The following is a 12,735-nucleotide window of genomic DNA, read 5'->3' on the forward strand; positions in this document are numbered from 1 at the left end:
CGTCAGCGCGGCAGGATCAGCGCACTGCCGTCGGCCTGCCGGCGCACCCGCACATCCGCCAGCGCCGGCAAGGCGGCGAGGAAGTCGTCCAGGCGGGCGATGCGCACGCTGCCGGACAACTGCCGCCGGGCCAGGCGCGGATCGCCCAGGCGGATGGGCGCGCTGCGGTAACGCGAGAGTTCCTCGACCAGTTCGCCCAGCGGCCGCTCGCGGAAGCGCAGCAGGCCGTCGCGCCAGTCGGCCACCCGGGCCGGGTCGATGCGTTCGACTTGCAGCGCGCCGTCGGCGGCCACCCGCGCCAGGTCGCCGCGCACCAGGGGTTGTTCCTGCGCGCGGTCCAGCCGCGGTTGCAGGGCCACCTTCCCATCGTTGACCGCCACTTGCAGGCCATCCTCCGCCAAGCGCAGGTCGAAGCGCGTGCCCACCACGCGCACGCGGCTGTCGCCGGCGCGCACGCGGAACGGCCGGGCGCTGTCGTGGGCCACTTCGAAATAGGCTTCGCCGCGCAGCAGCCGCACCTCGCGGTAAGCGCCGCTGAAGTCCACCCGCACCGCGGAGTCGCCGGCCAGGAACAGCCGCGAGCCGTCGGCCAGGCGCAGTTCGCGCTGCTCACCGGGGGCGCTGGCCTGGCTCAGTTGCGGGTCCACCAGCGGCCGCCCCCAGGGCATGGCGCCGAGCACCACGGCGGCCAACACTGCCGCGGCAGTCGCCAGGCCGCGCCAGTGCGGCATATGGCGGGCCGGCGCCAGGGCCGGGCGCGGCAGCAGGTCGAAGTCGTCCCACAGGCTTTCGATGGCGCGGTAGGCGCGCTCGTGCGCCGCGTCCTCGGCCAGCCACTGGCGCCAGGCCTGGCGCTCGCGCTCGTCGGCGCCGGCGCGCAGGCGGCTGAACCACTTGGCGGCCAGCTCGTCGATGATCCTTTGTCGCTCCTGCTGCGGGCTCATGCCTCGTCCTCTCCTTGCATCTGCCGCTTGCAATGCAGCAGGGCGGCGGCCACGTGCTTCTCCACCATGCTCAGGGATATCCCCATGCGCTGCGCCACCTCGGCCTGGGACAGGCCGTCGAACTTGTGCAGCACGAAGGCCTCGCGGCGGCGCGGCGGCAGGCTGTCCAGGGCCGCGGCCAGGTGGCGCAGGTAGCGCTGGCGTTCCAGTTGCAGCATGGGTTCGCGGCCCTCGCTGGCCGGCTCGGCGCTTTCCCGGGCGTCGCCCTCGGCGGCGGATGGGCGCCGGCCATCCTGGCGGCGCCAATGGTCGCGCAGCAGGTTACGGGCGATCTGGAAGAGGAAAGCGCGCGGCTGCCGCACCTGCTGGCGCGAGGCGGATTTCAGCCACTGGGCGAAGGTGTCCTGGGCCAGGTCCGCGGCATCGGCCGAACTGCCCAGGTTGCGATGCAGGAAGCGCAGCAACTCGCCGTGGAAAGCCTGGTAGGCCTGCGCCACCGAGTGGCGGAAGCCCTCATCCACGGCCTCGCCCCCGCTGCCTTGCGGCCCCGCCGGCCACCCTTCCCGCATTCACGATAACGTCCCCGCACCGGCTTCATCCGCGCCGGACCACTGCTGTAATTTCTCAAATGATAATACATATCATTCGCGAAATTAAAGGGACAACTCAGGACGACAGCGCCGCCCTCGCCCGCCGCGCCCGGTAGCTGCGCAGCAGCGACGGCGCCAGCGCGGTCAGCGCCGAACCGCACACCACCAGCAGCGCCCCCAGGTAGGCCAGGCCGTCGAGGCTTTCCGGCTGCAGGTGCTCGGGCCACAGGCTGGCCGCCACGGCCACGCTGGCGATGGTCACCAGGGGCGTCAGCGCCAGGGTCGCGCTGACCCGCGAGGCTTCCCAATGGGCCAGGGCCTCGGCGAAGGCGCCATAGGCCACCAGGGTGTTCAGGCAGCAGGCCAGCAGCAGCCAGACCTGCACGCCATCGAGCAGCAGCACCTGCTGCGGATGCGCCCAGGGGCTGAGCAGCAGAGCGCAGCCCAGGTAGATCACCATCATCACCTGCAGCGAGTTCCACTGCGTGAGCAACTGCTTCTGCGCCAGCCCGTAGAAGGTCCAGACGAAGGCCGCCAGCAGGACGACGAGCACGCCCAGGGTGTAGTCGCCCAGCGAGCCGAACAGCTCCCCGAGACGCTGGTTGAAGAACAGCGCGAAGCCGCCCAGCAGCACCAGCAGGCCCAGCCCCTGGCCGAGGCTGAAGCTCTCCTTGAAGACGAACAGGCTGCCGAGCAGCAGCAGGATCGGCGCGATCTGGATCACCAGCTGGGTGGTGCCCGGGGTGAGCATGCGCAGGCCGACCAGGTAGAACACGTAGTTGCCGGTCAGCCCCAGCACCGCCAGCAGCACCAGGCCGCCGCCGCGCCGGCCCAGCGGGCGGAAGCGCGGCAGCTGGCCGCGCACGGCCAGCCAGACGAACAGCACGCCACCGGCCACCACCAGGCGGTACCAGGTGACGGTGACCGGGTCCATCACCTTCAGGACTTCCTTCAGCTTGATCGGCAGGATGCCCCAGAGCACGGCGGTGACCAGGGAGAGGAACAGGCCGAATTGCCAGCGGCCGGAGGAAACGTGCATGGAGGACAGCCCTTCGCGTGTGCGGTCAGCCATGCTAAGCCAGCGTCGGTGGCGCTCGACAGGAACAGTTCGGCGATACAACTGTACCGGTCCGACGGCACACCCGGGCGCAGGCGGCCGGAAGCGCTACTGGAGCGCTACGAAAAATCCTCTTCCCAGCTGTACCTGTCGCATTCCCGGCGCAGCGTCCTAGACTCCCCTCTTCCCATAGGAGAACCCCATGCCGCTCAGCCTGCCCGCCCTCGAAGCCGCTGCCGCCATCGTCCACCGCAGCCTGCCGCCCACCCCGCAGATCCGCTGGCCCCTGCTGGTGGAAGCCCTGGGCTGCGAAGCCTGGGTCAAGCACGAGAACCACTCGCCGGTGGGCGCCTTCAAGCTGCGCGGCGGGCTGGTCTACTTCCACCACCTGGCGGCCCAGTCCCCCTGCCCGGCCGGGGTGATCAGCGCCACCCGCGGCAACCACGGCCAGTCCATCGCTTTCGCCGCGGCGCGCCTGGGCATGCCGGCGACCATAGTCGTGCCCCACGGCAACAGCCGCGAGAAGAACGCCGCCATGCGCGCCCTGGGCGCCAACCTGATCGAGCACGGCGAGGACTTCCAAGCCTCCCGCGAGTACGCCGGCGAACTGGCCGAGCGCGACGGCCTGCACCTGATTCCCTCCTTCCACCCCTGGCTGGTGGCCGGCGTGGCCAGCTACAGCCTGGAGCTGCTGCGCGCCCTGCCCGGCCTGGACGTGTGCTACGTGCCGGTGGGCATGGGCTCGGGCATCTGCGGGATGATCGCCGCGCGCGACGCCCTGGGCCTGAAGACGCGCATCGTCGGGGTGGTCTCCAGCCATGCGCCGGCCTACGCGCTGTCCTTCGCCGCCGGCGAGCCGGTGTTCCACGCCACCAGCACGCAACTGGCCGACGGCATGGCCTGCACCACGCCGGAGCCGAACGCGGTGGCGATGATCCGCGCCGGCGCCGACCACATCGTCCAGGTCAGCGACGCGGAAATCGGCGCGGCCATGCGCCTGCTGTTCACCGCCACCCACAACGTCGCCGAGGGCGCCGGCGCCGCGGCGCTGGCCGCCGCCCTGCAGGAGCGCGAGGCGCTGCGCGGGCTGAAGGTGGGCCTGGTGCTCAGCGGCGGCAACGTCGACCGCGAGGTCTACGCCCGCGAGCTGTCCGGCGGCTGACCGTCCCAGTGCGCGCCCGGCCCCTGCTCCGCCAGCCTGTCGCCGGGGTTGCGCAGCGGGCAGGTCTCCAGCGACAGGCAGCCGCAGCCGATGCAGCCGTTGAGCTGGTCGCGCAGCAGCACCAGCTTGGCGATGCGCTCGTCCAGATCGTCACGCCAGCGCGCTGAAAGCCGCGCCCAGTCGGCGGCCATGGGCGAACGCCCGCTGGGCAGGCTGGCCAGGGCCTCGGCGATCTCGTTCAGCGGGATGCCGACGCGCTGCGCGACCTTGATCACCGCCACCCGGCGCAGCACGTCGCGCGGGTAACGGCGCTGGTTGCCGGCATTGCGGGTGCTGTGGATCAGCCCCTTGGCCTCGTAGAAATGCAGCGCGGACACAGCCACGCCGGCGCGCCTGGCGAGTTCGCCGACGCTCAGTTCATGGGGTACGTGCAGGGCCTGGTGTTTTTTCGGCATGGCGAGCTTGACCTCAAGTTAAGTTGAGGTTTTACCCTCGCCAGCGTCTGCCTTCAAGCCCAGGAGCCCACCCATGATCATTCCCAGCGCCTACTGCAGCACCGACGCCGACCAGGCCGGAACCCCGGCGCATTTCGCCCTGCTGATCGACATCGAGGTGGCGCCGGCGCAACAGCCCGACATCGCCGAACGCCTGGAGCGCTACCTGGAACAATTGCGCGAACTGTTCCACCAGGCGCCGGGCTACCTGGGCGCGGAACTGCGCGCCAGCGAAGACGGCCAGCACCTGCTCGGCTGCGTGCACTGGCGCAGCCGCGAGGACTGGGAAGCCACCTGGGACTGCGGCGCCACGCGCAGCGAGCTGTTCAGCGACAGCCTGCTGCGGCTGGGGGCCAGGAGCATTCATTTCGACAGTTTCCTGGTGGCGGAGCGGTTGGCCTGAGGGGCGAAGCCGAGGCGCTCTTCGTAGGATGGGTTGAGCCTTGGCGAAACCCATGCGGCCGTGACGATGGGTATCGCTTCGCTCAACACCATCCTACGCTGGAATTTCCGCGGCCCATGGCCGCGAATCACGCTCAGGGCGCGCTCCTACAGGTGGGTCCGGAGGTGCTCTTCGTAGGAGCGAGCTTGCTCGCGAACAGACTCCGCTGCGAGGCTCATTCGCGAGCAAGCTCGCTCCTACGAAAAGCCTTGCTCGCCTGCGATGTAGCGATCTGGCCACAGCGACCGGGTAGAGCCGCTAGGGCACCGCCCAGCACCAACCCTCGGCACCGGCCTGCAGTCGGCCGTCCAGTTCCAGGGCGGCGAGGAAGGCCTCGTCGTGGGAGACCACCAGCAACGCGCCACGGTACTGCCGCAGCAACGCTTCCAGAGCCTCCAGGGCCGGGAGATCGAGGTGGTTGTCCGGCTCGTCGAGCAACAGCAATTGCGCCGGCTGTTCGGCGTACAGTTCGCAGGCCAGCGCCGCCTTGACCCGCTCGCCGCCGCTGAGCAGTGCCGTGGGCAGTTCGATGCGCGCGGCGCCCAGGCCCATCCGGGCCAGGCGCGTGCGCAGGTCGGAAGGCGCCATGCGGCGGTTGCGCTCCAGCAATGACTGCAACACCGAGCGATCCGCGCGCAGGCTGTGCAGATGTTGGTCCAGATAGGCCGTGCGCACCGTCGTCTCGCAGTAGCCGGCGAGCGGCGCCAGGTGGCCGGCCAAGACCTTGAGCAGGGTCGACTTGCCGCAGCCATTCGCCCCGGTCATGGCCAGCCGGCGAGGCCCGCAGAGCTGCAGGTCGAGCGGGGCACGGCAGGTGCCGAAGGGCAGGCGCAGCCCTTCCAGCACGAGCACTCTGCGTTGTGCTGGCAGCTCGCAGTCCGGTGCGTCCAGCAGCACCTCGGTGTCCTGGCGCACCCGGGCGAAGGCTTCGCGAACCTCCTCATCGAGTCGCTCGCGGCGCTCGCCGTGCTGGCTATGCAGCCTGGCGATGCTGGCCTGGCTTCGCTCCTTCTGGCGGTCCACCAGGATGGCCGCCTGATTGACCTCGCGGGCCTGATGCCGGCCCCTGGCCTGGCGGTGCTCCTGGCGCTCGCGCTGGGCCTGCATGGCGCGTTGCTGGCGTTCGCGCTCCAGCTTGCGCCGCTGCAATTCGCGCAGCGCGCCATCCCGCTCCAGGCGGTGCGCCTCGCGATAGGCGGAATAGCCTCCGGCGTAACTGCGCAGCCCATCCGCCGACAGTTCCAGGATGCGCTGCATGCCCTCCAGCAGCAGGCGGTCATGGCTGACCAGCAACAGGCCGCCGCGCCAGCGCTGCAACTGTTCGTGCAGGGCCTCGCGGGCGGGCCGGTCGAGGTGGTTGCTGGGTTCGTCGAGGATCAGGCAGTCGGCCCCGCTGAGCCAGGCACCGAGCAGCGCCACCCGCGTGGCTTCGCCACCGCTCAGGCGCGCCGCCGGGGTTTCCGCCTCCAGGTGGCCGAGGCCGCAGGCGGTCAGCTCCGCCTCCAGGCGCTGGCGAACGTCCCAGCGGCCGTCGAGCAGTTCGTAGTCCACCGCGTCCACACCACCGGCCTCGATACGCGCCAGGGCCTGCAAGGGAGCCGCCACGCCGGCAAGCTCCGCCACGCTGGCGGCGCCCACCGGGTGCTGCGCCAGGTAGTGCACGCGCCCCTGGCGCAGGCAACGCCCGGCGCTGGGCGCCAGCTCGCCGGCGAGGATGCGCGCGAGCAGCGACTTGCCCACGCCGTTGCGCCCCACCAGGCCGGTGCGGCGTTCGTCGAGGCTTTCGTCAATATCGCGGAAGAGGATTTCGCCAGTGGGCAACTGGCAGGTGACGCCTTGCAGCGCCAGGGTGAAGGGGCTCGTCATACCGACTCCAATTGGATGCCATGAATCCCCCAGGGCACACAGCCTGGGACGGAAACGGGCCGTGCGGGCACGGCAGCATCAATTGCGCATCGGACGAACACCTCGCGAAAGGAAATGAAGCGCGCACTATAAAGAGCGGCAGCCACGGCTGTCAGCCCCCGGCGAGACGAACGGAATCAGTGTGGGCGCTGGTGATTGCGCCTGAAGGTCTCCTCCCCCATCGCCGCGATGTGCCCGTCGATCAGTGCCTCGAATGGCCGCAGCAGCTCGGCGCGGAACTGCGCGCCAGCGATGAGGGCCGCTACCGGCTACGTGTGCTGGCGCAGCCGCGAGGACTGGGAAGCCACCTGGAACTGCGGCGCCACCCGCAGCCAGATGTCCAGCAGAACCGGGTTGTCCGCAGCGGAGCTGCTGGCGAATGAGCATGGGATCCCCCTGAAGATAGATCACAAGTCAGAAGACAATGCGTTCCTGACAATATTCTCCGACAAGCTCTCTGCCACCGTTTCTAGCCACGCAACACTTTTCTCATCTATTCGATTCATTTGGAGCAACACGGTCCTATCGGGCTCAACCCATAGGATACTGGTAATCTGCGAGCTACCTGACCCAACTGTCTTCCTGGCACTTTTTCCATTGACGTTGAAGTTCACCAATTCTCTGTAAAGAACCGAAGAACCACCTTGTTCCTTCAACGTTATCCCCCCTTGCTCCGCACACTGATAAACTCTGAGCAGACCATCCAACCCTTCGGCTCGACGAACCCCCACCGCCTGTGAAGAAATTTCTTTGCAAGCCTTCAGCGGCGACTCGGACACTCGAACAGCATTCATTGAGGTTTTCAAATCTCGCCCGGTGACATCCTCCCTATACCTATCAAGCCGACTCATTCTAGATGCTTCTGAAAAACCAGAATCCTTCCCTCGCCCCTCACCTTTTGCCGCATCTTCTATTATTTGCAAAAAACCCTGCGGCAACTTTGAGTCTTGAACAGAAGGAGCATCTGCCAACGCCCACTCGCCCTGCAGCAGGCCTGTTAGAAAAAAACCTATGAATAACGCAACAGAAAACCTCATTCACGCCCCCTAGAAACTACAATTCGTCGTTATCGTCTCACCGCAAAAGTCTATCTCGGGAGTCCCTGAACAAACGATATTGTTTCCCTGCATAGCCTGACAGTGTCTCTCGATATCCTCACAATCTTGGGAGGCATTAGCCGTAGTCACACCATGCAACCCATGGACTATCCAATCCCCCGTAATACCGCACCCCCAGCATATTGCCGCCGATCGCCAAGTAACCTCGGCAGGCGACTCTATATGCACGCTTTCGCCAGTGGTGTAGTTATATTGCATGGATTGCGTCTGCAGAAACCATTGATTCGGATTCGAAACATTCCAGGTAAACGACAAAGATTCATTATTCACACAATTCGCCCGAGATACCATTTCCAGATCCCAGCTCAATGCATGAGATAGAGGAACTCCGCAAAAAATCGACCAGAACAATGTAGCCAACCTCCACATAAGACCTCCTATCGATACCTATCTGGTTCGCCCCCTACAACACCCAACTAAGCTACCAGACACCCCAGTCGAAAACACCGCGATAGAAACGCATAAGCTCATCCATACCAAACCTCGCTCGCAAACCTATACCCCTGAGAAAAAAAGAAAAATCAACCAAGGATAAGCGAAGACCTCAAACATACGCCCAGGAGCAAAGGAAAACGCCTACAACCCAAGGAGAAAAAGCGCAATACAAACCACGCGAGCATCAACGAGACACGCTCAACCCATGAAAACAAAATTCACGATCCAACCTTCGGAATATGAAAACTCCTAAACAAACATAAAATTCAAGAATCGATAGGAAAGACTCGTGCTCTTATACACCCAGCCACCCAGACTATTAGTCAAGGTGTTTCGTTGCTGTTCCCGCTGCGGTCTACGGGACTATGCATTACGAGTCTCCGCCGCCCCTTGGAAATGCCCTAGCGAGACACCCACCACCAACTAGTAGTTGCTCCTGAAAGTCTCCGCCCCATCGTCGTGATCTGCCCGTCGATCAGCACCTCACACGGGTGCAGCAGCTCGGCGCGGACAGCCGCCATCTGCTCGGCTACGTGTGCTGGCGCAGCCGCAAGGACTGGGAAGCCACCTGAGACTGCGGCGCCACCCGCGGCGAGCTGTTCAGCGACATCCTGCTGCGGCTGGGGCCAACAGCATTCACTTCGACAGTTTCCTGGTGGCGGAGCGGCCGGCCTGACTGTTGGACCAATCACAGACGGAGCCCTACAAAGAGCACCTCGGCGCAGCCTTTAAGGCAGTTGCTCCAAGGTGCAGGAAAATGCCGCCGTAGGATGGGTAGAGCGGAGCGAAACCCATCACCCCGCCCACAAGCTGTCGTGAGAAATGGCGCCTCCCCGTAGGAACGGACTCCGTCCGCGATCCGGCCGCCAGGCCGGCTTCTCTCTACAGGCTCATGTGCAGCAGCGGAAACGGCCGGTCCTGGCCATCGGTCTCAGAGCGGCCGATGTCGTGGAACCCATAGCACCGGTAGAACCCTACCGCCTGCGAGTTCTGTTCGTTGACGTCGACGCTAAGCCGCCCGCGCAGTTCGCGCGCGTAGTCAAGCAAGCGCGTGCCTATGCCTTGCCCCCGCAATTCGGGGGCGATGAAGAGCATTTCCACGTGTGCCTGGTCCAGGCCGATGAAGCCCTGCGGGCGATCCTCATCATCGACGGCGACCCACACTTCCACCGCCGGCAGGTAGAGGTCGCGCACCTGGGGCAGCAGTTCGGCGATGTCGGCTTCGCTGATGAAGTCGTGGGTGGCGCGCACGGAGCGTAGCCAGATGTCCAGCAGGATCGGGTTGTCCGCGGCGAAGCGCTGGCGAATAAGCATGATTGCATCCTGTCTTGTAGGGCGCATAACACCTAAGGCGTTATCCGCCGTTTTCGTCGGGCTTCGGTGTATTGGCCGACGGCGGATAACCGCGAACGGTTATGCGCCCTACGATTCGTGCCGAGGCTTCAACTCGCGCTGGTGATTGCGCTGGAAAGTCTCCTCCCCCATCGCCGCGATCTGCCCGTCGATCAGCGCCTCGAACGGCCGCAGCAGCGCGTCGAAGGACTGCGGTGCATCCAGCGCGTTCAACGCATGCACCACCGCCTCGATGGTCGACAGCGCGCCCTCGGCCGGCGCCTTGCGCAGGCGGTAGCGCGAGGTCAGGCCCTCGGGCAGCACCACCCGCGGCAGGGCCGCCAGGTTGGGGTTGAGGTGCAGCAGCTTGCGCGCCTTGCGCCAGGTGCCGTCGGGCACCACCAGCAGGCGTGGCCGGGAGGCCGGGCGGGTAGCCAGTTCGGCGGGGGGGATGGCGTTTTCGCCGGGGAACAGCAGCCAGGCGTCCTCGCCGCTCAGGTCGAGGTCGCGGAAGTCCTCGCCCACCCGCAGTTCGGCGTTGGCCAGGCCGAGGGCCGCCAGGCGGGCGGTGTTCAGGGCGTGGCCGGCTTCGCTGGGGTGTTGCAGCAGGAGCACGCGGGTGCGGTTGTCCAGGCGCGGGATCAGCGCGCACAGGCAATGGCCGGCCGGGCGCAGGCAGCGTTCGCAGCGGGCGCGGCTCATGGCTTGCCCGGCTGCGTGCGCAGCAGGTCGCGGAAGTTCTGGATCAGCGGCTCGCGGGAGCGGCCGCGGCGCAGGATCAGCGAGAACGGCGCCTGGTAGCCGAAGGTGGCCGGCGACAACGCGCGCAGCCTGCCCTGCTCCACCCAGGAATGCGCGTAGTGCTCGGGCAGGTAGCCGATGTAGCCGCCGGAGAGGATGAGGATCAGCTGCGCTTCCATACTCTCCACCGTCGCCGCGCTGTGCTTGAAGCCGTGGCGCGCCAGTTCCGCCTGGCTCCAGTAGCCGCGGCCGACCATGCGCTGCTGGGTGATCAGCTCGGCGGGGATGCGCCGGCCGTCGAACAGCGGGTGGCGGTCGCTGCAGTACAGCCAGTGCTGCTCGCGGTACAGCGGCTGGTAGACCAGGCCGTTCATGCGGCTGAAGAAGGAGCCGATGGCCAGGTCCAGGCGGTTGTCCAGCACCGCCAGTTGCAGTTCGTAGGGGCTTTGTACCTGCAGGTGCAGGTGCACCGCCGGGTGCAGGCTGCTGAAGGAGCCGATGACGTCGGCCAGCGGCAGCGCCGGGTCGCTCACCGTGGAGTCGAGCACGCCGAGGTTGAGGGTGCCGCGCAGTTCGCCCTTCAAGGTCGCCGCGTAGCGCTCGAAGCCTTCCAGTTCGCCGAGGATGCGCAGGGTTTCCTGGTGGAACAGCTCGCCCTTGCTGGTCAGGCCGAAGCCGCCGCGGCCGCGGTGGCAGAGCACGATGCCCAACTGGTTCTCCAACTGGCTCATGTAGGTGCTGATGGCCGAGGTCGACAGGTTCAGCTCCTGCTGCGCCGAGGCGAAGCCCTGGTTGCGCACCACGCAGGCGAAAATCCGCAGAAGCTTGACGTCGGGCAGGGCGCTGGCGCTCATGAAGGGCTCCGCAATTCGAGGTGGAGGGGCTCCAGTTCAGCAGTCACTGGACTGGCAATCGGCCAGACCGTCCGTCGCCGCCCGGCCTGCAAGGCACATACGACGGGGCTGGCGCCGCGGGGGCTGCGACAGGGCAACGCAGTCTAGCCGTGGAAATAAGTTTAGAAAACTCTGAACTGATTATTTGTAGCCAGCGATTCTTCCCACTACCGGGCATGACCAGAATCCGGCCTCAGTATCAACAAGCCTGTTTCCACGAAAACAGCGAATCCCGTGAGGCCTACCCATGGACAAGAAACTCCACCAGCCCCTGGGCGGAAACGAAATGCCGCGCTTCGGCGGCATCGCCACCATGATGCGCCTGCCGCATATCCAGGCCCCCGAACAGCTCAACGAGCTCGACGCCGCCTTCGTCGGCGTGCCCCTGGACATCGGCACCTCCCTGCGCTCCGGCACCCGTTTCGGGCCCCGCGAGATCCGCGCCGAGTCGGTGATGATCCGTCCGTACAACATGGCCACCGGCGCCGCCCCGTTCGATTCGCTGAACATCGCCGACATCGGTGACGTGGCGATCAACACCTTCAACCTGCTGGAGGCCGTGCGCATCATCGAGGAGGCCTACGACAAGATCCTCGACCACGGCATCGTCCCGCTGACCCTCGGCGGCGACCACACCATCACCCTGCCGATCCTGCGTGCCATCCACAAGAAGCACGGCAAGGTCGGCCTGGTGCACATCGATGCCCACGCCGACGTCAACGACCACATGTTCGGCGAGAAGATCGCCCACGGCACCACCTTCCGCCGCGCCGTGGAAGAAGGCCTGCTGGATTGCGACCGCGTGGTGCAGATCGGCCTGCGCGCCCAGGGCTACACCGCCGAGGACTTCAACTGGAGCCGCAAGCAGGGCTTCCGCGTGGTCCAGGCCGAGGAGTGCTGGCACCAGTCGCTGGCACCGCTGATGGCCGAAGTGCGCGAGAAGGTCGGCGGCGGCCCGGTGTACCTGTCGTTCGACATCGACGGCATCGACCCGGCCTGGGCGCCGGGCACCGGCACCCCGGAAATCGGCGGCCTGACCACCATCCAGGCGATGGAGATCGTGCGCGGCTGCCAGGGCCTGGACATCATCGGCTGCGACCTGGTCGAGGTCTCCCCGCCCTACGACACCACCGGCAACACCTCGTTGCTCGGCGCCAATCTGCTGTACGAAATGCTCTGCATCCTCCCGGGCGTACAGCGCCGCTGAGTGACCCCAAATGCATAACGACGCCTGCGTAGCACAGGTGCTGGAGGCTGCCCGCGCGCTCGTGGCAGCCTTCGCGCGCACCGACACCGAGGCCTACTTCGCGGCCTTCAGCGAAGACGCCAGCTTCATCTTCCACAACTGGCCGCAGCCGCTGCGCACCCGCGCGGCCTACCGCGAGGTGTGGGAGAGCTGGTTGCGTGACGACGGCTTCGAGGTCCTCGACTGCCAGTCCAGCAACACCTTCGTCAGCCTGCAGGGCGAGGACGTGGCGATCTTCAGCCACGACGTCGCCACGCGGCTGCGCATCCAGGGAACGGAGAGCCTGAACCACGAGCGGGAGACCATCGTCTTCCGCCGTGAACAACAACAAGGCCGCTGGCTGGCCGTCCACGAGCACCTGTCGCCCACGCCCTGA

At 66.4% G+C, this 12,735-nt stretch carries 13 protein-coding genes and 1 pseudogene; 4 read left to right on the forward strand and 10 right to left on the reverse strand.

What is annotated here, in order from left to right; translation table 11 throughout:
* Positions 1 to 2: 2 nt before the first annotated feature.
* The 3 genes from M8R19_RS06285 to M8R19_RS06295 all read right to left on the reverse strand — a co-directional run bounded on the left by M8R19_RS06285 (position 3) and on the right by M8R19_RS06295 (position 2,573).
* Positions 3 to 944, reverse strand: a complete 942-nt coding sequence (locus M8R19_RS06285; RefSeq protein ID WP_116423568.1) for a FecR family protein — start codon at positions 942 to 944, stop codon at positions 3 to 5.
* Positions 941 to 1,465 (reverse strand): RNA polymerase sigma factor, encoded by a 525-nt coding sequence (locus tag M8R19_RS06290; RefSeq protein WP_249917339.1) that lies wholly within the window; start codon positions 1,463 to 1,465, stop codon positions 941 to 943. The genes M8R19_RS06285 and M8R19_RS06290 overlap by 4 nt, the downstream gene beginning before the upstream one ends.
* Positions 1,466 to 1,610: 145 nt before the next feature.
* The gene (locus M8R19_RS06295; protein WP_249920145.1) at positions 1,611 to 2,573 is read right to left on the reverse strand and encodes a DMT family transporter; all 963 of its coding nucleotides are present in this window, start codon (positions 2,571 to 2,573) and stop codon (positions 1,611 to 1,613) included.
* Between the two features lie 220 nt (positions 2,574 to 2,793).
* On the opposite strand from M8R19_RS06295, the gene M8R19_RS06300 reads away from it, so the two are divergent.
* On the forward strand, positions 2,794 to 3,753 hold the full coding sequence (locus M8R19_RS06300) for a threonine dehydratase (protein WP_249917340.1): 960 nt from the start codon (positions 2,794 to 2,796) through the stop codon (positions 3,751 to 3,753).
* On the opposite strand, the gene soxR is transcribed toward M8R19_RS06300, so the two are convergent.
* Positions 3,726 to 4,208, reverse strand: a complete 483-nt coding sequence (soxR, locus tag M8R19_RS06305; protein ID WP_009623517.1) for a redox-sensitive transcriptional activator SoxR — start codon at positions 4,206 to 4,208, stop codon at positions 3,726 to 3,728. The two genes, M8R19_RS06300 and soxR, sit on opposite strands and share 28 nt — an antisense overlap.
* Positions 4,209 to 4,281: 73 nt before the next feature.
* Here soxR and M8R19_RS06310 point away from each other — a divergent pair, with 73 nt between their 5' ends.
* Positions 4,282 to 4,650, forward strand: a complete 369-nt coding sequence (locus M8R19_RS06310) for an antibiotic biosynthesis monooxygenase family protein (RefSeq protein ID WP_249917341.1) — start codon at positions 4,282 to 4,284, stop codon at positions 4,648 to 4,650.
* Between the two features lie 297 nt (positions 4,651 to 4,947).
* Here M8R19_RS06310 and M8R19_RS06315 read toward each other — a convergent pair whose 3' ends face one another.
* The 6 genes and pseudogenes from M8R19_RS06315 to M8R19_RS06340 all read right to left on the reverse strand — a co-directional run bounded on the left by M8R19_RS06315 (position 4,948) and on the right by M8R19_RS06340 (position 11,074).
* Complete coding sequence (locus M8R19_RS06315; protein ID WP_249917342.1) at positions 4,948 to 6,555, reverse strand: ABC-F family ATP-binding cassette domain-containing protein; 1,608 nt, start codon at positions 6,553 to 6,555, stop codon at positions 4,948 to 4,950.
* Between the two features lie 176 nt (positions 6,556 to 6,731).
* A pseudogene (locus M8R19_RS06320) lies at positions 6,732 to 6,827 on the reverse strand (DTW domain-containing protein); the annotation flags it as partial.
* A gap of 174 nt (positions 6,828 to 7,001) precedes the next feature.
* Entirely contained in the window at positions 7,002 to 7,631 is a 630-nt protein-coding gene (locus tag M8R19_RS06325; RefSeq protein ID WP_135499910.1) for a hypothetical protein, read from the reverse strand.
* A 1,398-nt stretch (positions 7,632 to 9,029) separates the two neighbouring features.
* Complete coding sequence (locus M8R19_RS06330) at positions 9,030 to 9,461, reverse strand: acetyltransferase (protein ID WP_249917343.1); 432 nt, start codon at positions 9,459 to 9,461, stop codon at positions 9,030 to 9,032.
* A gap of 108 nt (positions 9,462 to 9,569) precedes the next feature.
* A complete protein-coding gene (locus tag M8R19_RS06335) occupies positions 9,570 to 10,181 on the reverse strand; it encodes a tRNA-uridine aminocarboxypropyltransferase (RefSeq protein ID WP_249917344.1) in 612 nt (203 codons plus the stop codon).
* The gene (locus tag M8R19_RS06340) at positions 10,178 to 11,074 is read right to left on the reverse strand and encodes a LysR family transcriptional regulator (protein WP_009623521.1); all 897 of its coding nucleotides are present in this window, start codon (positions 11,072 to 11,074) and stop codon (positions 10,178 to 10,180) included. The genes M8R19_RS06335 and M8R19_RS06340 overlap by 4 nt, the downstream gene beginning before the upstream one ends.
* 286 nt (positions 11,075 to 11,360) lie before the next feature.
* Here M8R19_RS06340 and speB point away from each other — a divergent pair, with 286 nt between their 5' ends.
* Positions 11,361 to 12,320, forward strand: coding sequence for an agmatinase (speB, locus tag M8R19_RS06345; RefSeq protein ID WP_058072822.1), 960 nt, complete (start codon positions 11,361 to 11,363; stop codon positions 12,318 to 12,320).
* A gap of 10 nt (positions 12,321 to 12,330) precedes the next feature.
* Positions 12,331 to 12,735: a YybH family protein gene (locus M8R19_RS06350; RefSeq protein WP_009623523.1), complete on the forward strand. Its 405-nt coding sequence runs from the start codon at positions 12,331 to 12,333 to the stop codon at positions 12,733 to 12,735.

This window comes from Pseudomonas sp. R3.Fl, assembly GCF_023516765.1.
GTDB classification, from domain to species: Bacteria; Pseudomonadota; Gammaproteobacteria; order Pseudomonadales; family Pseudomonadaceae; genus Pseudomonas; species Pseudomonas citronellolis.